22 protein-coding genes are annotated in these 26,719 nt (G+C 58.7%); 8 read left to right on the forward strand and 14 right to left on the reverse strand.

Annotated features, from left to right (window positions below; genetic code table 11):
- Nucleotides 1–251 precede the first annotated feature (251 nt).
- From G8764_RS02225 to G8764_RS02245, 5 genes are all read left to right on the forward strand, one after another.
- Nucleotides 252–704 (forward strand): NfeD family protein, encoded by a 453-nt coding sequence (locus tag G8764_RS02225; protein WP_166161430.1) that lies wholly within the window; start codon nt 252–254, stop codon nt 702–704.
- Nucleotides 705–729: 25 nt separating this feature from the next.
- Complete coding sequence (locus G8764_RS02230) at nt 730–1,578, forward strand: SPFH domain-containing protein (protein ID WP_166161432.1); 849 nt, start codon at nt 730–732, stop codon at nt 1,576–1,578.
- A 314-nt stretch (nt 1,579–1,892) separates the two neighbouring features.
- A complete protein-coding gene (locus G8764_RS02235) occupies nt 1,893–2,207 on the forward strand; it encodes a GIY-YIG nuclease family protein (protein WP_166162960.1) in 315 nt (104 codons plus the stop codon).
- Nucleotides 2,182–2,352 carry a hypothetical protein gene (locus tag G8764_RS02240; protein ID WP_166160658.1) on the forward strand — a complete coding sequence of 57 codons (171 nt, stop codon included), beginning with the start codon at nt 2,182–2,184 and terminating at the stop codon, nt 2,350–2,352. The genes G8764_RS02235 and G8764_RS02240 overlap by 26 nt, the downstream gene beginning before the upstream one ends.
- A gap of 15 nt (nt 2,353–2,367) precedes the next feature.
- The gene (locus G8764_RS02245; protein WP_166161434.1) at nt 2,368–3,348 is read left to right on the forward strand and encodes a DUF6635 family protein; all 981 of its coding nucleotides are present in this window, start codon (nt 2,368–2,370) and stop codon (nt 3,346–3,348) included.
- A 92-nt stretch (nt 3,349–3,440) separates the two neighbouring features.
- On the opposite strand, the gene G8764_RS02250 is transcribed toward G8764_RS02245, so the two are convergent.
- The 8 genes from G8764_RS02250 to G8764_RS02285 form a co-directional block, all read right to left on the reverse strand.
- The gene (locus G8764_RS02250; protein WP_166161436.1) at nt 3,441–3,680 is read right to left on the reverse strand and encodes a TIGR02647 family protein; all 240 of its coding nucleotides are present in this window, start codon (nt 3,678–3,680) and stop codon (nt 3,441–3,443) included.
- 235 nt (nt 3,681–3,915) lie between these two features.
- A complete protein-coding gene (locus tag G8764_RS02255; RefSeq protein WP_166161438.1) occupies nt 3,916–4,860 on the reverse strand; it encodes an AEC family transporter in 945 nt (314 codons plus the stop codon).
- 164 nt (nt 4,861–5,024) lie between these two features.
- Entirely contained in the window at nt 5,025–5,987 is a 963-nt protein-coding gene (locus G8764_RS02260) for a 2-hydroxyacid dehydrogenase (RefSeq protein WP_166161440.1), read from the reverse strand.
- Nucleotides 5,988–6,685: 698 nt separating this feature from the next.
- Nucleotides 6,686–10,177: an indolepyruvate ferredoxin oxidoreductase family protein gene (locus G8764_RS02265; RefSeq protein ID WP_166161442.1), complete on the reverse strand. Its 3,492-nt coding sequence runs from the start codon at nt 10,175–10,177 to the stop codon at nt 6,686–6,688.
- 93 nt (nt 10,178–10,270) lie between these two features.
- Nucleotides 10,271–11,497, reverse strand: a complete 1,227-nt coding sequence (locus G8764_RS02270; RefSeq protein WP_166161444.1) for a Glu/Leu/Phe/Val dehydrogenase dimerization domain-containing protein — start codon at nt 11,495–11,497, stop codon at nt 10,271–10,273.
- Nucleotides 11,498–11,564: 67 nt separating this feature from the next.
- Nucleotides 11,565–11,957 (reverse strand): hypothetical protein, encoded by a 393-nt coding sequence (locus G8764_RS02275; protein ID WP_166161446.1) that lies wholly within the window; start codon nt 11,955–11,957, stop codon nt 11,565–11,567.
- Nucleotides 11,954–13,096, reverse strand: coding sequence for a histidine decarboxylase (locus G8764_RS02280; RefSeq protein WP_166161447.1), 1,143 nt, complete (start codon nt 13,094–13,096; stop codon nt 11,954–11,956). Before G8764_RS02280 ends, G8764_RS02275 begins: the two co-directional genes overlap by 4 nt.
- 28 nt (nt 13,097–13,124) lie before the next feature.
- On the reverse strand, nt 13,125–14,477 hold the full coding sequence (locus G8764_RS02285) for a sodium-dependent transporter (protein ID WP_166161449.1): 1,353 nt from the start codon (nt 14,475–14,477) through the stop codon (nt 13,125–13,127).
- A 277-nt stretch (nt 14,478–14,754) separates the two neighbouring features.
- On the opposite strand from G8764_RS02285, the gene G8764_RS02290 reads away from it, so the two are divergent.
- Together G8764_RS02290 and G8764_RS02295 are read left to right on the forward strand one after the other, a co-directional pair.
- Complete coding sequence (locus G8764_RS02290) at nt 14,755–15,240, forward strand: Lrp/AsnC family transcriptional regulator (RefSeq protein ID WP_166161451.1); 486 nt, start codon at nt 14,755–14,757, stop codon at nt 15,238–15,240.
- A 280-nt stretch (nt 15,241–15,520) separates the two neighbouring features.
- Complete coding sequence (locus G8764_RS02295; protein WP_166161452.1) at nt 15,521–18,076, forward strand: TonB-dependent receptor plug domain-containing protein; 2,556 nt, start codon at nt 15,521–15,523, stop codon at nt 18,074–18,076.
- A gap of 231 nt (nt 18,077–18,307) precedes the next feature.
- Here the strand turns inward: G8764_RS02295 and G8764_RS02300 are convergent, their stop codons facing one another.
- Entirely contained in the window at nt 18,308–19,546 is a 1,239-nt protein-coding gene (locus G8764_RS02300; RefSeq protein ID WP_166161454.1) for a D-serine ammonia-lyase, read from the reverse strand.
- 129 nt (nt 19,547–19,675) lie between these two features.
- Here G8764_RS02300 and gss point away from each other — a divergent pair, with 129 nt between their 5' ends.
- Nucleotides 19,676–21,550: a bifunctional glutathionylspermidine amidase/synthase gene (gene gss, locus G8764_RS02305; protein WP_166161456.1), complete on the forward strand. Its 1,875-nt coding sequence runs from the start codon at nt 19,676–19,678 to the stop codon at nt 21,548–21,550.
- A 993-nt stretch (nt 21,551–22,543) separates the two neighbouring features.
- On the opposite strand, the gene ureG is transcribed toward gss, so the two are convergent.
- From ureG to G8764_RS02330, 5 genes are read right to left on the reverse strand one after another with little or no spacing between them, the layout of a single operon-like run.
- Nucleotides 22,544–23,197 carry an urease accessory protein UreG gene (gene ureG, locus G8764_RS02310; RefSeq protein WP_341806273.1) on the reverse strand — a complete coding sequence of 218 codons (654 nt, stop codon included), beginning with the start codon at nt 23,195–23,197 and terminating at the stop codon, nt 22,544–22,546.
- Nucleotides 23,198–23,207: 10 nt separating this feature from the next.
- Nucleotides 23,208–23,942, reverse strand: coding sequence for an urease accessory protein UreF (locus tag G8764_RS02315; protein ID WP_341806274.1), 735 nt, complete (start codon nt 23,940–23,942; stop codon nt 23,208–23,210).
- Nucleotides 23,866–24,351, reverse strand: coding sequence for an urease accessory protein UreE (gene ureE / locus G8764_RS02320; protein ID WP_166161460.1), 486 nt, complete (start codon nt 24,349–24,351; stop codon nt 23,866–23,868). Before ureE ends, G8764_RS02315 begins: the two co-directional genes overlap by 77 nt.
- Before the next feature lie 30 nt (nt 24,352–24,381).
- A complete protein-coding gene (gene ureC / locus G8764_RS02325) occupies nt 24,382–26,085 on the reverse strand; it encodes an urease subunit alpha (protein WP_166161462.1) in 1,704 nt (567 codons plus the stop codon).
- Nucleotides 26,082–26,426 (reverse strand): urease subunit beta, encoded by a 345-nt coding sequence (locus tag G8764_RS02330; RefSeq protein ID WP_166161464.1) that lies wholly within the window; start codon nt 26,424–26,426, stop codon nt 26,082–26,084. Before G8764_RS02330 ends, ureC begins: the two co-directional genes overlap by 4 nt.
- Nucleotides 26,427–26,719: the final 293 nt, after the last annotated feature.

The raw sequence follows: 26,719 nt of genomic DNA on the forward strand, positions 1-26,719 counted from the left end.
GAGCTTGGCCATTTTTTAACCATTTTCTCGTTAAATAGAACCACTATTCGCCTCAAAAATGGTTAAAAACTGACTCAAATCGGACTTTCTCTCGCTACGGGCACCTAAGTCCGACAGGCTCCTAGACTGACACAATGGCTTGGCTAGACTAATGCAGGCAAGAGTGATGAGCAGCCAGTCAAACTTTTTATGGTGCTGCTGGTTGAATTCGTCTACCGTACCCCACTCGCCAACCCAAGTTGGAGTTTTGCATGGACTATGATGTGCTCTATTGGCACTGGATCGTCTTCGGCGTCGCCCTGATGCTGCTGGAGATCGTTATCACCACATTCTTTTTCCTCTGGTTTGGCGTCGCCGCACTGATCATCGGTGGCCTGCTGTTTGTTGCGCCGGGCATCAGTCTCTCCTGGCAAATTTTCTTGTGGACGGTGCTGTCGTCCATCCTCGCCTTCGCCTGGTTTAAATACCTCAAGCCGCTGTCCATCGACCGCACCACAGCAGGCCTGTCGCGGGAAGCCATAGTCGGCCAGACCGGCCAGGTCATCGACGCCCCCAACGGTGACAAGCGCGGCAAGTTGCGCTTTCCCGCCCCCATTCTCGGGGACGATGAGTGGATGATCATTGCCAACCAGCCGCTGCAAGTGGGCGACCGGGTGCGCGTGGTTGACGTATCGGGCAATGCCCTGATGGTAGAAAAAGCTTAATTACTCCCCACTAAAGGAATCACTCATGGAAGCAGGATTTTACGTCGTCGTCGCACTGTTTGTGCTGGTCATTGTCACTCTCGCCAAGGGCGTGCGGCTGGTGCCCCAGGGGCACAAATGGGTGGTGCAGCGGCTGGGCAAGTTCCACTCCACCCTCAACCCCGGTCTAAATATTATTATCCCCTACGTGGACAACGTCGCCTACAAGGTCACCACCAAGGATATCGTGCTGGACATTCCCTCCCAGGAAGTCATCACCCGCGACAACGCGGTGATCATCGCCAACGCGGTGGCCTATATCAATATCGTCTCGCCGGAAAAAGCCGTCTACGGGGTGGAAGATTATCGCATTGCCATCCAGACCCTGGTGCAAACTACCCTGCGTTCCATCATCGGTGAAATGGACCTCGACGATGCTCTCTCCTCGCGGGATAAAATCAAGGCACACCTGAAAAACTCCATCTCCGACGACATCTCCGACTGGGGCATCATCCTCAAGACCGTGGAAATCCAGGACATCAACCCCTCCGGCACCATGCAACACGCGATGGAAGAACAGGCCGCCGCCGAGCGCGCCCGCCGCGCCACCGTCACCCGCGCCGACGGCGACAAGCAAGCCGCCATCCTCGAAGCCGAAGGCCGCCTCGAAGCCTCCCGTCGCGACGCCGAGGCGCAAGTGGTACTGGCCAAAGGCAGCCAGCGCGCCATCGAAATGGTCACCGCCGCCATCGGCGACAAGGAAATGCCCGTGGTCTACCTGCTCGGGGAAAAATACGTCAAGTCACTGGAGAATCTCTCCACCTCGGCCAACAGTAAAACCGTGGTGTTCCCGGCGGATATCCCCTCGGCAATCAAGGGCATGATGGGCAAGTAGAGGCCTGCGGGTCCGGTTAAATGGGGTCTATTTTAGAGAGTCATTACCGCCCAGGCCCTCCTTTCCATGCGGTACGTCATCTTTATACGGCCCTTTAACTTTGCAAGGTCCGTCATCTTTGTACAGCCCTTTACCTTTGCAGGATCCGTCATCTTTATACGTCTCGCCATCAGTGTGACGACCTTCATCCTCGAACAGGCGGTTACCTTCGCGCGAGCTGTCATTCCGGAAAGGTCCTTGAACCTCGACCAGGCGGTTTCCTTCGCGCGAGCTGTCATTCCCGCGCAGGCGGGAATCCAAGATAGACTTGCATGATGGACAAGCAACCGTGTGTCTACATACTCGCCAGCAAACGAAACGGCACTCTCTACATAGGTGTCACAAGTAACCTTGTAAGGCGCATATGGGAACACAAACAAAATCTCATCGCCGGGTTCACTCAAAAACATCAGGTACATAAACTGGTGTATTTTGAATTGGCCGACGATATGTACGCCGCTATAACCCGGGAAAAACAGTTAAAGAAATGGAACAGGCAATGGAAAATAAGGCTGATTGAAACTCAAAACCCGGAATGGCGAGATTTATATTCAGATCTGATAGATGGATCCCCGCCTGCGCGGGGATGACGGCCTGCGCGGGGATGACGGCCTGCGCGGGGATGACGGCCTGCGCGGGGATGACGGCCTGCGCGGCGATGACGACCCAATCCCATTATTTCGCTACTGCCTCAAACTGTCACCCGGCTCATGTTATCATCCAGCGCCGCCATAGACTGTTTAAAACTCCATGCCCAAGGCCAACACCCTCAATGCACCAGTGCCTCGCCAACAACACCCTGCAGCAGAGGACATAGAAGATGCCCTGTTGGCCGCTGCGCACAGTTATTTTGACGACTGCCGCCAGCGCATCCCCGGCTTTATCGACCGCCACTTCAATTACCCCGGCGCCTGGCACACCAACAAGGTGGCACTGGGGCTGGACATTCTGCGGGCGCCGCTGAATTTGATCTGGGCGCCCATTTACGCCGGTGCCTGCCTGCTGAAATTCTTTATCCGCAAGTCCGGGCGCCAGCGCCTGTACCGGTTTCTGGATCGGATTCCGGCCGGCCTCGACACCCGGGTGCAGCAGCATGTCAGCGAGTTGATTTACACCGAACTGCTGCAAACCAGCGAGCAGGCCAGCGCCCTGGAAGATTATGTGCTCGCCGCCTTACAGCAAAGCTACAGCGGACAATACCCGGCGGCGCCGGGAGATCAGGCCCACCTGCGCCAGCAACTGGAGCCGCTGATCGAAGACGCCATGCTGCAGTACCAGGTCACCCGCACCGCCTCGGCGGACATCACCAACACCTTCGCCTGTACCGTGCTCGGCGCTTTTGCGTTCCAGAAGTTTACCCCGGGCGGGATTGGGGTCGGGTTGTTGCTGGCTTCGATTTTGGCCAAGACCATAGCGGCGCGGGATTTTATTTTCGGCAGTTTTCTCGGCGGCTTGTACTACGCAGCTTTTCCGCCGACGCCATCGCTGGCAACCAGCTTCAGCAGTGTGTTAATCGTGTTATTGGGATTGGCCGCCTTTGCCTCCCTGTCCGGCTTGCTGGCCGACCCCATCCAGGCGGGCACAGGCCTGCACCGGCGCCGGCTCAACCGGCTCATCGACCACCTGGAGGACGACTTCAGGCGCAAGACCCGCGGCGGCTTCCGCCCCAAGGACCAGTTTGTGGCCCGGGTGCTGGATATGTTTGATATGGTGAAATCGAACCTGGGCTAGTGCCTTGTCAGGAGCAGAAGGTGTACCACTGGCCGACCCGCTTGTACGCCAGGCGGCCAGTCAACTGCATTCCTGTATGGGCTGCTACCCCGCTAGTCTTGTGCCAACAACCCCATCAGGATCTGTGCGTGATTGGCGGCAACCAGGCCACGCTCGGTCAGGTAACCGCCGTCGACGTGATCAGTCAGCCCCTTGTCAAACAGCCGGGCGGCGGCGGCCACGGTAGCCGGTGGTGCCTGGTGGGCGTGAACCTTGATACCGCTTTGGGTGGAATCCAGCTTGAATTGGTTGAGCAGCTTGATTTCTTCCATTGTCTCTAACGTATAGGGCATAAATTTATCCCGGGTCGCGCTCGGCGGCGAGCCAAACGTACCACGTAAATTGAATTGGGCGTCGACCAACCCTTGCTTGCAGCGACAGTTGCGCAATAAGCTAGCCTGGTGCACCGGTTATTGTTTTACTCTCTCTGTATCCAGCGGCCGAATCCAGCCGACCGCCAAACCCGCTTATCCTACCCCCTCAACCAGCAACATTGAAGGGGGCAAAACACTTTTTGATCCCCGACGCCTACAGCCAGCCGATCAACACGGCGATGGTCAACACCGACACCACACTGGAGAGCAGGATGGCGCCGGAACAACAATCCTCCGCGGCGTGGTACTTCTGGGCAATGACAAACACCAGCGTGCCGGTGGGGGTCGCGGCCAGTAAGATGGCGGCCTTGACCCACAATGTATCGACCTCAATACCCCAGCGCAGCAGCAACAGGGCGGCCACCAACACCAGTGCCGGACTGACCAGTAGCTTTACCAGGGTAATGACCGAGATCTCCCCCAGGCCTTTATTCAAGCGCGTGGTGGTGAGAAAGAGGCCGATGGCAAACAGCGCACAGGGTGCCGCCGCCGGCGCTAACATGGCGGTGAATGAATCCAGCATCGGCGGCAGCGACCAGTGGTTGGCAGAAAAGCACATACCCAACAGCGCCGCTACCATGGCCGGGTTCTTGATAAACGATATAAAGCTGCGTCGCGCCGCCTGCATGGCGGTTGACCCGCGGCGGTTGTCACTGATATCCAGCAGCAACAGGGTACCGATCAAAAAGATAAAGGTCTGCACCACGGCGATAATGACAACCGCGGCGATGGCCGCCTCCCCCAGTACCGTCTGCGCCAGCGGAAAACCCATATACACCGTGTTGCCCCAGGATGCAGCCAGCGCCGCCAGCATGGCCTCCTTGAAACCGCGGCCAAACACGTACATGGCAACCAGCAAATACACCGCGTGCACCAGAAACTGCGGCACCACCACGATGGCAATAAAGTTGATGTCCCACAGAGCGACAATGTCGGTATTGGCCATGGCCCGAAACAGCATAATCGGCATCGCCACGTAATACACAAAAGCGTTGAGCCCGTGGGTGCTTTCCTGCCCCAGAATGCCCAATTTGCCGACGAGATAACCGAGGGCCATGACACCGAAGATCGGCACCACCAGTAATATGACTTCTTCCATCTGGCTTCCTTGGTTATGTCGTGCCTCACCGCCGACTCAGGCTGGCCCTGCGGGTAGCCCTAAAATTCACCACCACTGGGTTGTATTTCCTGGATAAGTTGTCGACCTTCCCAGCGCAATACGTCGCAATGCCGAACCACTTGATGTCACAAACTTATGGGCTACTAGACCACCGGATCGATCAGCGCACCCGTCTCGAGGAAGCGGACAATATTGTCCCGGGCAATAAAGCCCATGGCATCCCGCGCCTCCCGGGTGGAGGTACCCATATGGGGCAACAGAAATGTGTTCGGCAGTTGCACCAGTGCCTCCGGTACATGGGGCTCATCCTCGAACACGTCCAGCCCCGCGGCGGCGATACTACCCTCTCGCAGCGCGACAATCAAAGCCTCTTCATCCACCACCGGCCCGCGCGCGGTATTGATAAGAATCGCCTCGGGCCGCATACGCTGCAGCGCCACTGCGTCGATCAGGTGGTGGGTTGCCGGGGTCAGCGGACAGGTCAAAGCCACAATATCCGCTTGCTCCAGCAGGGTTTCCAGAGTGTCACAATAGCTGGCGCCGGTGAGCTGTTCGGCCTCCGGGCGGCGCTGGCGGTTGTGATAGAGCACCGGCATGTCGAAACCACGGGCGCGCTTTGCCACCGCGGTGCCAATCGCGCCCATGCCGACGATCCCGAGGGTCTTGCCGGACACCTGGCTGCCGAGCATAAAGTTGATACCCCACCCCTGCCACTGGTCATCCCTGATCATTTGCACACCCTCGGCAAAACGCCGGCAGGTGGCGATAATCAGGCCGAAGGTCAGGTCAGCAGTGGCGTCCACCACGCCTCCGGGCGTATTGCTCACCAGCAAGCCCCGCTCCCTGGCCGCCGCCACATCGATATGGTTGGTACCGGCGCCGAAGTTGGCCAGCAACTTGACGCTGTCAGGCAGCCGTTCGATCAATTCCCGGTTAACCTTATCCGGCCCGGTGGGACAGAGCACCGTGGCCCCGGCACAGCGGCGCACAATCTCGTCGTGGCTTAGGGGAGTGTCTTCGGGATTGAGTCGCACATCAAAACGTTCGCAGAGCGCGGCTTCCACCGCCGGGGTCCAGCGGCGGGTCAATACAATAGTGGTCGTCATAGCTGCAGGCTTGAATAAATTGGCTGGGAGTAAGAAGTACTAATTATGCACCAATTTGGTTACTGATTGTGTGGAGCATTTACCGGGAAATCTGTCGCGTTGAGGAGTGCCTCGCAAGTGGCGATTGAGGGTGCGTCAAGAGTGGCGATTAAGAGTTTGTCACAAGTGGCGATGGCCGAGGTCGCGCAGCTGACGCGCTCAAGCCCATCCGTGGGTCGCTCGACTGCCGACGTCCCTGTCGGCAGACGGTCAGCCGCGCAACCTCGCCCATCGCCACCCCAACCTTCGCGCCCGCTGCCAGTATTTCCTTCGCGCATCATGAGCATAGGGCCTCCGCGGGTCGATAGTTCTCTTCTCGTGCCATCCCTGGGTCGCTCGACTGTCGACCCCCCAGGGGACCCTCTCTCAAAGCTCCGCTTTGATTCACCTTGTCCCTGTCGGCAGACGGTCAGCTGCGCAACCTCGCCCATCGCCACCCCAACCTATGAGCAAGATTTTGGTTTATAAAAAATCCTTGAGCTGGCTCGAAAGTGGTTGAATTCCCCTGCGCTGGAGCAACCCAGACCTTCTGTGGCCATGGATGGCCACAGAGAGCCTACACGGATGTATTCACGGCGTGTCTGGGTTGATCCTGCGCAGGGGAATTCCGGCAAAAAACTGGTTTTCACAACAAACAGAAATACTGCTCAACTCCCTACTCAAGCCACCTCCACTAACCGTACCACACTGTCCGGATTGGCGAAGCGCTGCAGCAGATCCTTGCGCTTTAACCTGGCTTCTTCCATGGCCTGCTCTTTTACCGGGCCATAGCCGCGGATCTGGTCGGGCAGGCAGGCGATCTGCAGGGCGTAGTCAAAATTGCGCTCGGTTAACTGTGGTAGCAGCTCATTGATGGTTTGCTGGTACTCCTCGATCAGGGCGCGCTCGTGTTTGCGCTCGAGGGTGCGACCAAAGGGATCCAGGGCGGTACCGCGCAGGAACTTGAATTTGGCAGTGAGTTTGAGGGCGCGATACATCCAGGGGCCAAACTGCAGTTTCTTTGGCCGCCCTTCTGCATCCAGTTCCCGCGCCAGCAGGGGCGGTGCCATGTGGTACTTGAGCTTGTAGTCGCCTTCGAAGGTCTGCGCCACCTGGTCGAGGAAACTGCCGTCGGTGTAGAGCCGTGCCACTTCGTACTCGTCCTTGTAGGCCATCAGTTTAAACAGGTAACGGGCCACTGCTTCGGTCAAGGGGAACTCGTTGGCACCCAGCTCCTGCTCCCGGGCTTTGACACTGTCGACAAAGCTGCGGTAGCGATCGGCGTAGGCCTGATCCTGGTAACCGACCAGGAAGTCGTAGCGTTTGCTGATAATGTCATCCAGTTCGGTGGCCATAGCCTGCGACTGTTCACCGGCCACGCTGCGCACAAAGACCAGATCCTCGGCGGCGAGGCGGCCCCAGTGAAAGCCCTGCTTGTTGGCGTCGATGGCCACGCCATTGATTTCGATGGCGCGTAACATGGCCTCAAGGCTGAGGGGAATCATGCCCGACTGCCAGGCGTAACCGAGCAGGAATATGTTCGAAAACACCGTGTTGCCCATCAGCCGCTCCGCCAGGTTGTTGGCGTCGAGACGATCGACCAGCTCGGCGCCCACTGCCTGCTCCAGGGTGTGCACCCGCAGGTCCGCTTGCATGTCGGCGTTGCGATCGGTGACGAAGTCGCCACTGGGCAGCTCCGACAAATTGACGATGACGCGGCTGTGCCCGTGGCGCAGCACCCGCAGTGAACGCTGGTCGGTGCCCACCACCATGTCGCAGGCGATCAGGGCATCGGCCATGCCCCGGTCGATGCGCACCTGGTGCAGTGCCTGGGGATTTTTGCCGAGGCGCACGTAGCTCAGCACCGTGCCACCCTTTTGCGCAAAGCCCATAAAATCCAGCACCGAGGCACCCTTGCCTTCCAGGTGGGCCGCCATGGTGATCAGCGCGCCCACGGTTACTACACCGGTGCCGCCGACGCCGCCCACCAGCAGGTCAAAGGGTTTTTCCAGTGGCTGGATGTCCGGCAGCGGCAAGCGCTGCACCCGCCGGGTAAACTCGTCACCGGCATCCACCGCCGTGGGTTTGCGCAAACTGCCGCCCTCCACGGTAACGAAGCTGGGGCAGAAACCTTTGACGCAGGAGTAGTCCTTGTTGCAAGAGGACTGGTCGATCTTGCGTTTGGGACCGAACTCGGTTTTCTTCGGGAAAATCGACAGGCAGTTGGACTGTTTGGAACAGTCACCACAACCCTCGCACACCAGTTCGTTGATAAACACTCGCTTGGGCGGGTCCGGGTACTGCTTTTTCTTGCGCAGCCGGCGTTTTTCCGCGGCGCAGGTCTGGTCGTAGATAATGATGGTGGTACCGGCAATCTCGCGCAGCTCACGCTGCACTTCATCCAGGTCGTCGCGGTGATGAAACGTGGTGCGCGCGGGGAAGATACTCTTGTCCGTGTATTTCTCCGGCTCGTCACTGACCACTGCGATGCGCTCGGCACCTTCGGCGCGCACCTGGTTGGCAATGGCCGGCACACTGATCTGTCCGTCCACCGGCTGGCCGCCAGTCATGGCGGTGGCTTCGTTGTACAGAATCTTGTAGGTGATGTTCACGCCCGCGGCAATGGCCTGGCGAATGGCGAGATAGCCGGAGTGAAAGTAGGTGCCCTCGCCCAGGTTCTGGAATACGTGGCCGCTGCCCAGGTAGCGCGACTTGCCCACCCAGCCAATGCCCTCGCCGCCCATCTGGATCAGTGAGGTGGTCTTGCGCGGCATCCACGAGGCCATAAAGTGACAGCCGATACCGGCCAGCGCCTGGCTGCCCTCGGGCACTTTGGTGGAGGTATTGTGGGGGCAGCCGGAACAGAAAAACGGCATCCGTCGCACACCGCCGGGGGCGCTGACCTCGACCCCGGTATCGCGGATATAGTCCAGCGCGGCGGTGAAGTCCAGGCCGCTAAACACATGGGCCAGCCGCCGCGCGACGATGGGCGCCAGATAGCTGGGGGAAAATTCTTCGGTCCAGCTCAACAGCGGTTTGAAGTATTCATCGTACTTGCCCACCATGCGTTTGGGCTTGTAGCCCGGGTAATCGTAGAGCAGTTCCTTCAGCTGGCTCTCGATCAGGCCGCGCTTTTCCTCCACCACCAGCACTTCTTCCTTGTCCTTGAGAAATTCGCGAATGCCATGGGGCTCGATCGGCCAGACCATGCCGACCTTGTAAATATCGAGACCGATTTCGTGGGCCTTCTTCTCGGTGATACCCAGGTAGGACAGGGCTTCCATCAAGTCCTGGTGGGCCTTGCCGGTGGTGACAATGCCCATGCGCGCATGGGTCGGGTTGTAGATGCGCCGGTCGATGGGATTGGCCCGGGCAAACGCCAGCACCGCCTCTTTCTTGGCCACCATGCGGTTTTCAATTTGCATGCCCGGCAGGTCCGGCCAACGGAAGTGCAAGCCATCGGCCGGCGGGGTAAAGTCGGCCGGGGTATTGAACACCGGCAAATCCGACAGTTCCACCGACATGCCGCTCTCCACCACTTCGGAGATGGCCTTGAACGCCACCCACATCCCGGAGTAGCGCGACAGTGCCCAACCCCAGAGGCCAAACTCAATATACTCGGCCACACTGGCGGGGTGAATAGTGGGGGAATACCAGGACATGGCGGCCACGTCGGACTGGTGCGACATGCTGGACGACACACAGCCGTGGTCGTCGCCGAACAGCATCAGCACGCCGCCGTGGGGGGAAGAGCCGTAGGCGTTGCCGTGCTTGAGGGCATCCCCGGCCCGGTCGACGCCGGGCCCCTTGCCGTACCAGATGGCAAACACCCCGTCGACCTCGCGCTCGGATTCCACCTCCACCTGCTGGGTGCCCATTACCGCGGTCGCGGCCAGCTCCTCGTTGATGCCGGGATGAAAGGTGATGTCCTGCTCCTGCAGGAACTCCTTTGCCCCCCACAGGGCCTGGTCATAACCGCCCAGGGGCGAGCCCCGGTAACCGGAAATAAAACCGGCGGTGTTGAGACCCTGCTGGCGGTCCAGTTCCCGCTGGATCAGGGGCAGGCGCACCAGCGCCTGGGTGCCAGTGAGAAACACCCGCCCGCTGCGGCGGCGATAGCGATCCTGCAGATCGTAATCATCCAGTTGCATGGCTTGCTGCGCGTCGGTCATGCTGGTCTCCTTGCATTCCTGTGTACGTGTAACTAACGGTCACTGGCAATCGGTGTTGCCGGACTAAAAAATTCACAGCCGTCGAGGCCCGCTCTAGATCAGTTCCTTGATGGACTGCCCCAGGGCGGTGGCCATCAACTGGCGCCGGTCGGGGCGTTCGGCACAGACCCGGCGCACCACTTCACCAATGGTGTTGGAGACGTCGCTAAAGATCGCCTCATCGGTCACTTCCACGCCGCTCTGCATCAAATAGGCAAACACCCGCGCCATACCGCAGTTGGCGATAAAATCCGCCACCACCGCCACTTTGCTGTCGGCGTATTCCGCAATCGGGCCGTAGAAGATCTGCTCGTCGGCAAAGGCCACATTGGCGCCGCAGGCGATCAATTCCAGGCCACAGTTGACCATGCTGTCCACCTGCGCCCGGGTCACCAACCGGGACGCCGCACAGGGAATAAAAATCTCCGCCGGGGTTTCCCAAATCCGCTGGTTAACCTCGTCGAAGCTGAGCATGTCTGGCGCATCCAGGGCATTGCCGTCGCGGTTGAAAAACAGCGCCTTGGTGGTTTCCAGGTCCATGCCGTCGGCGTCAATCAGCCCGCCGACCCGGTCGATGATGCCGACGATGCGCGCCCCTTCCTTGGCCAGGTAGGTGGCTGCGGCCGCTGCTACATTGCCCCAGCCCTGCACGATCACCCGCTTGCCTTCGAGGTTTTCGCCGTAGCAGGCGTAGGTGTGGCGCACCGATTCGGCCACGCCGTAACCGGTAATCATGTCGGCGACCTTGTAGGTTCTACCGCCCTCCGGCGCGTAGCGCGGGTCTTCCATAATTTTTGCCACACCGGCGCGCAGCTGGCCGATCAGCTGGATTTTTTCCGCCTCCTTGGGATTAATATGACCGTTGATGACGCCCTCCATGGGGTGCCAGATGCCGTACTTTTCCGTCAGCGGAATCACATCGAGCAGCGCGTCGACATTGAGGTCGCCGCCGGTGCCGTAATAGTTTTTCAGCAGCGGCGCCACGGCGCGGTACCAGCGAGTCAATACCTCGCGCTTGCGCGGATCCTTGGGGTCGAAGTTGATGCCGGACTTGGCGCCGCCGATGGCTGGGCCGGAGACGGTGAATTTAATCTCCATGGTCTTCGCCAGCGACACCACTTCGTCCTTGTTCAGGCCTGCACGCATGCGGGTACCGCCGCCGGCGGCGCCATTGCGCAGGGAGTTGATCACCACCCAGCCCACCGCATCGGTTTCTGAATCGTGCCATTCAAAGACGATTTCCGGAGTTTTGTTTTCGTATTTCTGCAGCAGTTCTTTCATGTTGTTGATCCTCAATTGGGTGCTAATAAATTTAATTTGGGAAACGGGCTCAATTCGGGAAACGGGTTCAATTCACCACCTGGTCGCTAAACGCTTCCCGCACGGCGGCGTTGTCACTGGTGGTTATGGCCACCACGGCACCGCCGCTACTGATTTCCATCAGGGTCAAGGAGCGAATCTGCACCCCGCGGTTGGTGAGGGCACGGGCAATTTCCGCCAGTTCACCGGGGCGATCTTCACCGCGCAGCAACACCACGTCGTCGGAGACGGCATTGAAGCCGGCGCCGGTCAACAGTGCCAGGCTCCTGTCGTAATCGCTGACCGCGATACTGAGGAAGGCCTCTTCGCCAAACTGGTTAAAATCGATATCCTCGATATTGATCTGCTCTTGCCCCAGCAACTCGGTGACCTCGGTAACCGGATTGACGGCAGCCTTGCAGATAATGGTGATCAGCTTCATAGCTGTTGCTCCTCTGCCATTGCACATACGCTGGCCATGTCGGCGACAAACTCGTCGATCAATCGCGTGGTCAGGTTTTTTTGCGGCATCAGCATGATGTGGCTGATGCCCTGGGCGGTCGCTAATTGCCATTTTTCCTGAACCCAGGTGGGCACCTGGGGCATAACCACAGTCAGGGCATTGGGGTTGCGCCAGGCCTGCACGCCTATGGCCTGCAGTTGCGCCTCGGCGTAAGCGGCCAGTTGCAATGACTTCTGCACCCGCGCTCGCAGCCCGTCCTCGCCAAAGGCGCGCATGGCGTACCAGAGGATCAGCGGGGTCAAGCCATTGCGGGACCCGGTGATGGTGGTGTCCAGGTTGCCAATGTAGGCGATGGAGCGGGCAATCCGGTTGACGTGATTGCGGCGTGCCAGCACGATGCCGCAGGGCATGGGCGAGCCGATAAATTTGTGCCCGCTGATGGAGATGCTGTCGGCACCGTCGGCAAAATCAAAGCTCGGCCGGGGCTCCAGAAAGGGGGCGACAGCGCCCGCCATGGCCGCGTCGGAATGGATGTAGTACTGGCCGATCACCAGCTCCGCGAGAATGGTTTTAATACGGCCAATATCGTCTTTTGCCTCGGTCATGGTGGTGCCGATATTGGCAAAGATTATGGCCGGTACATCGCGGTTCACTTTCAGGGTCTCGCGCAAGTCCTCGTAGTCGATCTCACCGTTGCGTTGCGAGCGAATCATGATGTGGCGCATATTGAGGAAGTGCAGGTTCTTGGTGACGCTGTAGTGGGTGTCCTGGGAAAAGTAAACGATTCCCTTGGGGTGTAACTCCCGCGCCAGGTAGAGCCCGTAGAGGTTGCCTTCGGTGCCGCCGTTGGTGACATAGCCCCACCAGTTGTCCTCCGGCGCACGCATTAACCTGGCCCAGAACTCCACCACTTCCCGCTCAAACTCGCGGCTCTCCACCTTGTAGGTACCTTCCACAAAGGGGTCGCCCACGTTGTTGATGACATAGTCCATAAAGGGCTTGAGGGCGGTGTAATCGAAGTCGTTGGCCACAGGGTAGCCCAGCGCAATTTTGGAATGCTGCTCAAGGTGCTGCAACAATTGCTGCAGGCGCTGCTGATCCGATGGTTTGATGTTCATGGCGTAACTACTCCTGCCTGTGCCGCGGTCACGACAACACCAGCTGTAAAAAGACGGTCAGAATCGCAACCGGGCACACATAGCGAATATAGGGCGGCCAGATTTTCCAGAACCAGCTGTGCTCGGCTCCGGCAAAGCCCGCCTTGAGCTCTTTCAGCACACTGGCGCGATGCCAGATCCAGCCGGCGAACACCGTCAACATAAGGCCCAGCAGCGGCTGGCTGTAGCGGGTCGCCAGGCTCACTACCAGGCCGAACAGGGTGTCAAAGTTGAGGATAATCACGGTGCTGACCAGGGTGATGATGGCGCCAATCAGGAAGGTGGCGCGCTTGCGCTGCAGGCCGTGACTTTCCACCGCGTAGGCCACCGGCACTTCGAGCATGGAAATGGACGAGGTCAAGGCGGCGATGGCCATCAGGGCGAAAAAGGCAAAGGCGACAAACAGCCCGGCTGCACCCATGGTGTCGAACAGCGCCGGCAACACGGTGAAGATCAGGGACTCCTCGGCCACCAGGTTGCCGGCCGCATCGTAGATAGTGACGCCGTTACTCTGGGCCACGTACATGGCGGGGATAATCAACAGCCCGGCCATTACCGCAATACCGATATCGATCAGGGTCACGGCCCGCCCCAGCGACGCCAGGTTTTCCTGCCGACCGATATAGGAGCCGTAGATCAACATGGTGCCCACACCCAGTGACATGGAGAAAAACGCCTGCCCCAGTGCACTGACGATCAGCTGCGGCTCCACCGCGCGGCTAAAGTCGGGAATCAGGTAAGCCCGCACCCCCGCCATGGCGCCGTCCAGGGTCAGCACATAAACGATCAGCAGCGCCATAATCACCAGCAGCATGGGCATCAGTCGCGTCGACCATTTTTCGATACCGTCCTTGACCCCGCCGCAAATAATCGACACGGTGAGCAGCATAAACGCCAGCATAAAGAGCAAATTGCGCTCGACACTGAATTCCGTCAGCCAGCTGGCACCGGCGGACCAGCCCACCAGCTCACACAGCGGCTCGAGAAAATAGGCCAGCATCCAGCCGGCGACAATGGCGTAAAAGCTGAGGATCAGGCTGGCGGTGGTGATACCGGCAAAACCGGTGGCCGCCCCCAAATGGCGAGTGGTGTCACTGTTGGCAATCTTGCGCAAGGCAATCACCGAGTTGGCCCGGGCGTGGCGGCCGATAATCAGTTCTGCCATTAGCGCCGGGTAGGCCAGGCAAAAGGCCATAATCAAATAGACCAGCAGAAATGCCCCGCCACCATTGCTGGCCGCTTGGGTGGGAAAGCCCCAGATATTACCCAGGCCCACGGCAGAGCCGGCAGCGGCCAGTATAAATCCGAGTCTTGAGCTGAATTCGCCTCGCGGTGCGGCCATTATTATTATCCTCTGGTGCAGAATTTATTGGAGTTGGTTTTTTTTCTAGCATTGGCAAACAGTCTATCAGGGCGCCGGAGATTACAATTCTTTAAACAGGTGGTTTTCTGACAGTCGGAATAATAATTTACTCCTAATTGACCATTTTTGAGAAAGTACTTTATGATTGAGACTAAATAGGGACTCAGCAACGCCGAAAGCGGGTTTTTAGCGGAATAGTTTTTGACCGTATAACCCGCATTAACGTCCCATCCATCCAGAAATAACGGGGCAACTTATGAAGTTTGATCGCTACGAGTGGCAGATTCTCCAGATTCTGCAAAAGGAAGGTCAAATTACCAACCAGGAACTGGCGGAGCGCATCGGCCTGTCCACTACCCCCTGCTGGCGCCGCCTCACCAATTTGAACCAGAGCGGGGTCATTCGCCGCTACGCCGCCCTGCTCGACCCGAAACTGGTGGGTATTGGCGAGGTTGCGTTTGCCAACGTCACTTTGGACGGGCGCCAGGAAGATGCGGTGCAACGCTTTGAAGAGGAGGTCAACGGCCACCCGGAGGTGCTGGAGTGCTATGCCAGCATGGGCGAAGCGGACTACGTCCTGAAAGTTGCGGTGCCGGACATCTCCGCCTACGACCGCTTCTTGCAGACGTTCCTGCTCAAGCTTCCCTATGTGGTCCAGGTTCGTTCCAATTTTGCCCTGCGCGCAGTGAAGCAGGAAACCGCCCTGCCGCTGGAAGTGTTTGGCCATAAAGCCGAGGCTTAACCGCTGCCAATGATCCACCTTTATACTGCCCCGGCCACCAGGCTTTGCACCAACCGCGGGACAAGATGAGCGCAAGTGCACAGGTCGCTCATTTCACTCTCCCGTAGCAGAAGAGAATAGAAACCAACTAAAGCGACCAAAGGAGAATTAATATTCTCCAAACGTCCCTGGGCAGGCAACAATTAGAAATTTTTAATTTTTCCGTCCGCGTATGATTTGTGTTGTTTTGAAGAGCTTCAGAGCACATAAAAATTACCATCCCCCAGCGGAGGAATAACAAATGAATTCAACAAAACTACGATTTAACCGCAGCCTGCTCTCAACCGCGGTCATGCTTGTCAGCGGGATTACCCCGCTCGCCCTGGTCGCCCCGGGTGCGCAAGCCGCCAAAGACAGCAATACCCTGATCGAAGAAGTAGTCACCATCGGCACCCGGGTCGCCGGACGCACCGCCACCGAAGCCGCAGTACCAGTAGATGTAATCAAAGCAGAAGACTTGATGAGCAGCGGCCAGACCGAGTTGGGCCAGTCATTGCAGTCCACCGCACCGTCGTTCAACTTCACCCGCACCCAGGTCTCCGATGCCTCCGACCTGTTCCGCCCGGCCACCTTGCGCGGCCTGCAACCGGACCAGACCCTGGTCCTGATCAACGGCAAGCGCCGCCACCATCAGTCGGTCTTCCAGATTTCCGGCACGGTTGGGGAAGGTGCCGCCGGCACTGACATGAACTCCATTCCCATGATCGCCCTGCAGTCCGTCGAAGTACTGCGCGATGGCGCGTCGGCCCAGTACGGCTCCGATGCCATCGCCGGCGTCATCAACCTGAAGTTGAAAGACAGCGTCGATGAAACCACTGGTTTTGTCCAGTTCGGGCAGACTGGCGAGGGTGATGGCGATACCTTCACGGTCGGTTTGAACAGCGGCATCGCCCTCGGTGACGAAGGCTTCTTCAACGCCTCGGTGGAGTTTCGCGATGGCGACGGCACCAACCGCGCCGAGCGCGATACCGGTGGCTCATCCACCATTGCGCCGGGAACCCTGTCCGACGACGTGCGCTTCTACCAGGGCGACGGCGAAACCGAATTCAAATCCTTTTTCTACAACTCCGCCATCCCGCTGGCCAAGGGCGAACTCTATTCTTTCGGCGGTTACTCCAATCGCGAGGCGCTGGGCGCGGGCTTCTGGCGCCGCAATAACCAGCCCGAGCGAACCGTAACCCAGGTGTACCCCGACGGCTTCTTGCCGCGGGTGGACAACGCCGCCCGGGACATCTCTTTTGCGCTGGGCTATCGCACCGAACTGAATGACACCTGGCGCCTGGACGTCTCCGGCGTGTACGGCGAAAACGCCTACGATTTCGGGGTGCAGAACTCCATCAATGCATCCATTGCTGGCGAGTACGTGCAGCAGAACCCGGGCGCTACCGATGCGGAGATTGCCGCCAATGCCGGACCAACTTCCGGCAATTCCGCCAGCTTTGAATTCAACCAGACCACCTTCAACGTCGACCTGTCCGGCGAGTTCGATTGGGGTGGCGAGCCGCTCTACGCCGCCTTTGGCCTGGAGTACCGGGACGAAGACTACGCCATCACCAAGGGTGATTTCGCCTCCTACTCCTGCGGCTCTTCCGGCACCTTTGTCTCCATTCCCTCGGCCAATGACCCCAGTGTCGAAACCCACTGCGGTTTCCAGGCGTTCCCGGGTATTGCCACCTCCAGCGACTCAAGCCGCGACCTGATGGCCGTGTACGCTGACTTCGAACACAACTTCACGGACGACTGGCTGGTGGGCGTGGCGGCCCGCTATGAAGATTACAGCGACGCCGGCGACGAGTTGACCGGCAAGATCGCCTCCCGCTACGTCTTTACTGATACCTTTGCCCTGCGCGGCGCCATCGCCACCGGACTGCGCTCACCCTCCCTGCCGCAGAGCTCCTTCACCGGTGTAGTCTCCAGGGACAGCGTCGAGACCGGCAACCTGGTGCCCTCCTTCGTCGCCCTGCCCGGCTCGGCCTACGCCACCGCCATCGGCGTGCCGCAACTGGACGTGGAAACCTCAACCAGTTTCAGCCTCGGTTTTGTCTACGAACCCTTTGACAACCTGACCGTGACCCTGGACGCCTACCGCACTGAAATCAAGGACCGCATCACCCTGGGTAACTTTGCCACCGCCAACACCCTGGCGGACAATACTGACATTCCCGACCCCAACGGCGCTATTGCCGCCCTCGCGGCAACCGGTACCAGCCAGGCGCAAACCTTCAGCAACTCGGTGGATACCGTGACCGAAGGCATCGACCTGATCGTCACCTACGACACCACGGTGGCGGACGGCGACTTCGGTGTAACCCTGGCGGCCAATGTCAACGACACCAGCGTGGAAAAAATTCACCTGGGCAGAGGTATTTTCAATGGCAACTCCACCTCAATCCTGGAGTCAGGCCAGCCGGGCGAGCGCCTGACCCTGACCCTGGATTATGGCAAAAATGCCTGGAGCGGCTTTGTGCGCTTTAATTACTACGGTGATACCGAAGTCGATACCTTCGCCCAAAATGCCATTGCCGTGCCCGACTTTCTCGCCGCCAGCGGTAACTTCCGCGACACCACGTTCGTGGATGCCGCCTGGCTGGTGGACATCGGCGTGAGCTGGCAAGTCAATGAAAACCTGACCCTGTCCCTCAACGGCAACAACGTTTTCGATGAAGTACCGCGCTCACTGGACGGCGATGATGTGCTGGAATTTATTTCCAACGGCGGCTACAGCACGGCGATACGAGGTGTACCCTACGGCTTTAACGGTGCGTCTTACAGTGCGCGCTTGAACTTTACTTTTTAAGGAGACTTTTCTTCAGGGATCTCGAACAAGGAAGTCCGGTAAAGTAAACCCTGAGGACCATACTCTGAAGCACAATCTCTGAACAGCAGGCCCGGATTCGTTCGCCCCCCCCGGCTGAATCAACTCGGGCCCCACCACCAGCGGCGCCTTTGTATCCTGCAGAGGCGCCGTAACTTGTTCGTTTGCCACCGTCGCGCAGCCCCAAAAGTCGATGCGACGGTCGGCTTTATCTCACCGATCCGGGTTTATCAGCGGCAAAAATTCACTGTCCGGCAACAGCGATCCTCCGGTCGTCCAGACCACATGGACTGCCTTCTCAAGCCTGTCGCCCCTGGCAGCTCTCGCTGCAATAAATGGCTCCAGCGCGACAAAGGCTGCGGCCGCCGAAGGCTCAAGCCGTAATTGTGCTTCCCCCCAAACCTTGCGCAGCGCGTCAAGCATGGCATCGTCCGGCACTGCCACCACGGCATCAATGCGCGCGCCAATCAAATCCAGCGCCAATTGCGACGCGGTAGGCACCGCGAGGCCATCGGCGATTGTGTGGTTATCCAGTCCGAACTGGTACACCGATTGACGCCGGCCGCTGGCCAGTGCCAGCAGCATGCAGGCCGACGCCACAGGCTCGACAAACACCACTATCAAGGCGTCACCAAACTCGCGCAGTAAACCGGCCATTATCCCGCCGGGCGCGCCACCCACTCCGCATGGCAAATAAACCACCAGCGGTTGATTTTTGGAAATACTAACGCCGGCCTCCACCAGCTGCGCAGCCAACTCCCGCCCCGCGGCGCTGTAACCGGCAAAGAGTCGCCGCGAACGCTCATCATCGATAAAGTAAGCACCGCTGGCCGCGCACTCGGCCCGGGCAACAGCCACCGCCTGCTCGTAGTCGCCAGCGTGTTCGATAACCGTCGCCCCCAGCGCCCGCAACCGCTCCTTCTTCCACTGTTTGGCATCGGCGGACATGTGCACATCGGCATTGACGCCAAAGGCCCGCGCCACCAGGCCAATACTGAAACCCAGGTTGCCGGTGCTGGCCACAACCACACGCCGCCGCGCCAATGCCGCGCGGGCTCCGGGCTCCAGCAGCAGTGAGAGATCCGCCCCCTCAGGCAGCAGATTATCCTCTGCGGCGAAGTCTTCCAGTGCACACAGCAACTCGTACACCCCGCCCCGGGCCTTGACACTGCCAGTCATGGGCAACAAATGATCTGCCTTGACCCAAACAGACTCGAGCTCACCCACTCGAGCGGGATAGCGCAGCAGCGGTGAGCAAACCCGGCCATCCCAGCCCGCCTCGGGAAACAGTCGTGCCAGCAACGGTTCAAAGCGGGCAAAGCGACTCATCACCGCATCTATCTCAACGCCCGGCACACCGGGCACTGCGGAAACAACCTCCTGCGCCCGCAACCAGGTGGTGGTCAAACCACGCTGCAGGCTGGCGACAATTTTATCCAATTGCTCATCCATAGGAGGCTCGCTTGATACGTATCAGCCACCATCATAACAGGGAACAACCCGCCGCAACTCAGCCTGGTTTCCAGCTTCTGTCCAAGGGTGTAAGATCCAGTAAACGCCCCCCCTGTGAGACAACTCCCTATGTCCGCGACCAAGCCCCAACCACTCCCCTTTGGTACCGTGCTGGGCTATGCCCCCGGCGGCGTCGCCGTCTACTCGTCCGACTATGCCAGTGCCGACCCCATCGAGTTGCCCGACCGCCACTCCTTTCGCCATTACGTCGACAAGGTCTATACCGGCTACAAATGGCAGTGTGTCGAGTTTGCCCGCCGCTGGCTACTGCTCAACCGGGGCTACGTTTTCGAAGACATCGCCATGGCCTACGATATCTTTCGCATCCCCGAGGTAAAACGCATCGAGGATGGCGAAAAGCTGCCCCTGCGCGCCTTTGCCAACGGTTCGCGCCGACCGCCAGAACCGGGCTGCATGTTGATCTGGAGTGAAGGGGGTGAATTCGAAGAGACCGGTCATGTCGCCATAGTGACCGAGGTACTGGACGACTGCATCCGCATTGCCGAGCAAAACCTGAACCACCTGCGCTGGCCGGAAGACTGCGACTACGGCCGCGAACTGCCCGCCTGCTACGCCGACGACGGCAGCTTCTGGGTACAGTGCTCCTTCGAGGACGCCTCCATCCTGGGCTGGGTGATACAAACCGACGACAACAGCTTTGCCGAACAATTCGACCCCATCGACCCGCACCTGTTTCAAATCAAACTGCAGGCAGTGACCCGCCCCTACTCCAGCAAGGCCTGGCTTAACATCGCCAACCCCGATGAAGCCGCCTACGTCGCCGCCAATGGCAACAAACTCTGCAGTGTCGAGGCCGACCAGGACAAATACTTCTGCCTGTCACAATCCGCCGTCACCGAACTCAAGCGCGCCAGCAACGAACTGCACCCGCTGTTTATGCACGCCACCGACTACGTCCTGCAAAACGAAAAGCTGCTGGAAAAATTCAACATCCCGCAGGAAATTTGGCCGCGCATTCACCAGTCCTGGAACAATCGCCGCAACCAGATGATCACCGGGCGACTGGATTTCTGCCTCACCGAACAGGGCCTCAAAGTCTACGAATACAACGCCGACTCCGCCTCCTGCCACATGGAGTGCGGCAAGATCCAGGGCCTGTGGGCCAAACACAGCGGCTGCGACGAAGGCGTCGATGCCGGCGCCCAACTGTTCCAAAACCTGGTGGAAGCCTGGAAAGGCAACGACGTCGACGACCTCGTCCACATCATGCTCGACAAGGACCAGGAAGAAACCTATCACGCCCTCTATATGAAAGGCGCCATGGAAAAGGCCGGCATCGAATGCAAGGTGATCCGCGGCGTCAATAGCTTACGCTTCGGCACCGCCGGTGAGGTACTGGACCGCGACGGCAACGCCATTCGCTGGGTCTGGAAAACCTGGGCCTGGGAAACCGCCCTCGACCAACTGCGCGCCGAACTGAACGACACCAATCGAACCCCGGGCCAAGTCCGTTTCGGCGAACCCCGCTTGATGGACGTGCTGTTCCAGCCCCAGACCATGGTTATCGAACCCCTTTGGACCTTGATCCCCAGCAACAAAGCCATACTCCCCATCCTCTGGCAACTGTTCCCCGACCACCCGTTCCTGCTGGAATCACACTTCGAACTGACCGACAACCTGCGCCAAAAAGGCTACGTCAGCAAACCCATCGCCGGCCGCTGCGGCCTCAACATCAGCATAGTAGACAGCGACAACACCACCCTCGACGCCACCTCCGGCCGCTTCGAGCAACAGGACTACATCTACCAGCAACTCTGGCGCCTGCCCCGCATCGGCGGCTACAACACCCAGATCTGCAGCTTCCTCGCCGAAGGCCGCTACGCCGGCGCCTGCACCCGAGTAGATTCATCCCTGATCATCACCAACAACAGCGACATAATGCCGCTACGGGTAGTGAGCGATAAAGATTTTTTGGAGTTGTGATGGGTTGTAAAACTCACTTGCTGCCAGCATTGCGCTGTGCCTGGTCATCACCAACAACAGCGACATAATGCCGCGGCGGATAGTGAGCGATAAGGACTTTCTGGTGCTTGATGGGGCGGTGTAAAACTCTGTTACCTGCCAGCATTGCGCTGTGCCTGATCAATCCAGACACGCCGTGAATACGTCCATGTAGGCTCTCTGCCGCCATCCATGGCGGCAGAAGGTCTGGCTTGCTCAGGCACAGCGCAATGCACCCACCATTTTGCCAACTCGAAGAATGTAAATCGTTACTCTAAAAACCAAAGCAGAGGCGGCAATATCTATTGAATAGTTATATCGAATCGTAACTTCGAAACGCTCCCCTGGAGTACGAGGTTACGAAGCGTAGGAATAACTCGACCACCAGCATGAAGCTTTAGTGGGGTTGGAGGTTGGAGGTTGGCATCTGAAGTTTGGGGGTTGGAGGTTGGAGGTTGGCATCTGAAGTTTGGGGTTTGAAGTTTGTAATCTGAACTTTGAACTTTGAAGTTTGAAATTAGAAGCTTGAGGTTTTGGAGCTTTGAGGTTTTGGGTTTTTTTCTCAAATTCCGCAACGAAGGTTGGTGTGGTGGCTGGCGAGGTTGCGCGGCTGACCGTCTGCCGACAGGGATGTCGGCAGTCGAGCGACCCATGGATGGGCTTGAGCGCGTCAGCTGCGCGACCTCGCCAGCCGCCACTCACTACACACCCAATTCACATAAAACCAAACTCAAATATCCTTGAGCATCACCCTATAAACAAAACATCCCACTATTACTTCTCACGCCGCGAAACAAACCGGAAAACACCGTAACCCAACGCCAAAACGGCAACAGCACCAAGAGTAAACAACATATGATCCATAGCGTGCACAGTACCACTGCCCGCACCATGACCCTCGTGCGCCAACAACGGCGCCGACACTGTCGCCAACAAAGCTACTACTAAAAACCGCATAAATCTCTCCTTAACTAATTAAACGACAGCCTTGGCCGGCGGCACTTGCTTCGCCTCCAGCATGCCCTCACCGATAATAAATTCTATAATTTGATCCACCCCCTGGCCGGACTTCAGGTTGCTGAACACAAACGGCTTGTCACCGCGCATTTTTTTCGCATCCCGATCCATAACGTCCAGCGACGCACCTACCAGTGGTGCCAAATCCGTTTTATTGATAATCAACAAATCCGAGCGGGTAATACCTGGCCCGCCCTTGCGCGGGATCTTGTCACCGGCCGAGACATCAATCACATACAGGGTCAAATCCGACAGCTCCGGACTGAAGGTCGCACTCAGGTTGTCGCCACCGCTCTCCACAAACACCAGATCCAGATTCGGATGGCGGCCCTGCAGCTCATCAATGGCCGCCAGGTTCATGGAAGCGTCTTCGCGAATTGCCGTGTGCGGGCAACCACCGGTTTCCACCCCGATAATACGATCGGCGCTCAGCGCCTCGTGCCGGGTCAAAAACTGTGAGTCTTCCTGGGTGTAGATATCATTAGTCACCACGGCGATATCGTAGTATTCACGCAACGCCGAGCAGAGAGTGCGCAGCAGTGCGGTTTTGCCAGAGCCCACCGGCCCGCCTACACCAATGCGCAAGGTTTGTTTTTTTGAATTACTGTTCACGTGTTGTCCCCTAGGATCTGAATAAACGGGTGTATTGGGTTTCATGCTGGCAACTGGCGATGGCGAGCGCGGGCAGGCAGGCCCCCACTTCGTCCAGCTCCAGCTGCCGGGCGTTAGTTACAGTACTGGCGACACTGCCCTGCAACTGGCTGAGCAGCGCCTGGGCCTGGGTCTGCCCCAGCGGCACCAGCTTGGTGGCGGCGGCCACCTGGTTTTCCAGCCAGCTCCAGCTGTAGCCTAACAGCGTTGCCTCCAGCTCGATCTGCCACTGTTGCGCGGCCCAGGCAAACGCCACCACAAAGCTGCAGTCGCGGCCCTGTAATGGCAGCGGCGGCAACTCCAGATTGGTGAGCACCCGCTGCAGCGATGTGCCCATGGCGGTGTCGGTCAGGCGCAGCTCGGCGGTTTCGCGACAGGCCAGCACCAGGTCGTTGCAATAATTGAAGCGGTCGCCATCGCCACTCGCCGCCGCCTGCCAGGCGTGTGCCAGCACTGGCAGGTCCACATAGCCGAGCGACTGGTCGATTTGAGTTTGCAGCCAGGCCGCGGTGTCTTCCACACTGTTGACCCAGCCGCACTCCACGGCGTACTCCAGCCCCTGGGAGAAGGCGTAGCCGCCCACCGGCAGGCTGACGCTGCTGAGTTGCAACAGCCGCAGCAGGCTGGCGTCAGTGGTGCTCATGGTGATGGCCCCGGTGGGAATGGGCATGCCCACCGTGGGGTTGATCCGCCTGCTGATAGGCACCGGATTCCGGCACAAACACCGACTGCACAGTTTCCACCTGCAGACCCAGCTGCTCCAGCATTTGTTGCAGCACATGGTCCGGGGTAATTTTTAACTGTCGCTCCCCCACTTCAATTTTCACATGGCGATTGCCGAGGTGGTAGCAGGCGCGACTGAAGGTGAGCCAGTCGTCACAGCTGGCCAACATCACCTCTTCCACCGCCGCCTCTACCCGAATCACCTTGCCGCACTCACTCTGCAACAGATCGCCCGGCAGCAGGGTTTTGCCCCGCTCCAGGAATAACCGCACTTCCTCGCCACTGCGTGCCACTGCCTTGAGGCGGCCCTTCAGGCGCTGTTCGTGGGTCAGGATCAACTCCTCATCGGCGGCGTTGCGCACGGGTTGATCAAAGCGTTGGTATACGTCCACTTATAACTCCAAATTTTGCAATTTCAAAGGCTAAAACAGGCAGTACAACTGCGCCAGCGGCAGCACTGTGGCCGGGTCGCAGGTGAGTAATTTGCCGTCCGCCTTGACCTCGTAGGTTTGCGGGTCCACTTCGATATCAGGCAGCCAGGTATTCAGCAACATGTCGCTTTTGCTCAGGTTGCGGGTGTCTTTACAGGCTACCAGGCGCCGCTGCAGGCCGAGGCTGCCGGCCACGTCGTTGTCCATCGCCGCCTGTGACGTAAAGGTGACTGAAGTTGCCGACACCGCCAGACCCATGGCGCCAAACATGGGGCGATAGTGCACCGGCTGGGGCGTCGGGATGGAGGCATTGGGGTCGCCCATGGGCGCCGCCGCAATCATACCGCCCTTCAATATCATGGACGGTTTGATACCGAAAAACGCCGGCTTCCACAAGACCAGGTCCGCCAGCTTACCCACCTCGATGGACCCCACTTCGTGGGCGATGCCGTGGGTAATGGCGGGATTGATGGTGTATTTGGCCACATAGCGACGGGCGCGAAAATTGTCGGCTTTGCCATCGTCTTCTGGCAGCGCGCCGCGCTGCACTTTCATTTTGTGGGCGGTCTGCCAGGTGCGGGTGATTACCTCGCCCACCCGGCCCATGGCCTGGGAGTCGGAGGCGATCATGCTGAAGGCGCCGAGGTCGTGCAGTATGTCTTCCGCGGCGATGGTTTCCTTGCGAATACGGGAGTCGGCAAAGGCCACATCTTCCGGAATACTGGCGTCCAGGTGATGACACACCATCAGCATATCGAGATGTTCGTCGATGGTATTGTGGGTGTAGGGCCGGGTCGGGTTGGTGGAGGACGGCAATACATTGGGGTAGGCGCAGGCCTTGATAATATCCGGCGCGTGGCCGCCGCCGGCACCCTCGGTGTGGTAGGTGTGAATCACCCGATCCTTGAACGCGCCCAGGGTATCGTCGACAAAGCCGGATTCATTGAGGGTATCGGTGTGTATCGCCACTTGCACGTCGTAGGCATCGGCCACGCTGAGGCAGGTGTCGATGGACGCCGGCGTGGTGCCCCAGTCCTCGTGCAACTTGAGGCCACAGGCGCCGGCTTGCAGCTGCTCTTCGAGGGCAATGGGCAAACTGGCGTTGCCCTTGCCGAGAAAGCCAAAGTTCATGGGCAGGCTGTCGGTGGCCTGTAACATCTTGCCGATGTTCCAGGGCCCCGGCGTGCAGGTGGTGGCGTTGGTGCCGGTGGCTGGCCCGGTGCCGCCACCGATCATGGTGGTGACCCCGCTCATCAGCGCTTCTTCCACTTGCTGCGGGCAGATAAAGTGAATATGGGCATCGACCGCGCCGGCGGTCAGGATCGAGCCTTCACCGGCAATCACTTCGGTGCCGGGGCCGATAAAGATATCCACCCCCTCTTGCACATCGGGATTACCGGCCTTGCCGATGGCGACGATGCGACCATCATTGATGCCCACGTCGGCCTTGACGATGCCCCAGTGGTCGAGAATCAGGGCGTTGGTGATGACCAGGTCAACGGTTTCGCTGCAGGACAGCTGGCTCTGGCCCATGCCATCGCGAATTACCTTGCCGCCGCCAAACTTAACTTCATCGCCGTAGCAGGTAAAATCTTTTTCCACTTCGATCCAGAGTTCGGTATCGGCGAGTCTTACCCGGTCGCCCACGGTGGGCCCAAACATATGGGCATAGCTTTCACGGTCCATGGTGGTCATGGTTTATCTCCCGGTTTTTTAGTGGCAGCGAACGTGTCAACAGGGCCATTCACTTCGCCGCGAAAGCCATAGATCGTGCGCGTACCGCTGTATTGCACCAGCTCCACTTCGCGGCCCTGCCCCGGCTCAAAGCGCACCGCGGTGCCGGAGGCAATATTGAGGTGGTAGCCCAAGGTTTTGTCGCGCTCAAACGTGAGCGCCGGATTAACTTCGTAAAAATGGTAGTGGGAGCCAATTTGCACTGGTCGGTCGCCGCTGTTTTCCACTCGCAGTTTGATAGTGCGACGGCCGGGATTCAGATTGATGACGCCGCTCGCCACTTTGATTTCACCTGGTTTCATGATCGCTTCCTTATCATCGCACAAACAAAGTCGGTGTGAGGTGAACTGACAATACTCAGCATGGTTTTATCACTCAGTTAAACTGCACTTTAGATCAAAAACTTTCCTGATTTCTCGATGAATAAGCCGGCTATTGGCGATAGTTGGCTTTATTCCTTGTTGCCCTTGGGGTATTAGTTCTTTTCCCGGCCTGGCTCCGGGGGCTTGCTTTCAAGACTCGCCGTGCACCCATCCATGGGGGCTCCACGACAGCATCCATGCTGTCGAGGGTCTTGAAAGCAAGCCCCCGAAGC

Source organism: Pseudomaricurvus alcaniphilus (assembly GCF_011440395.1).
Lineage (GTDB): Bacteria > Pseudomonadota > Gammaproteobacteria > Pseudomonadales > Cellvibrionaceae > Pseudomaricurvus > Pseudomaricurvus alcaniphilus.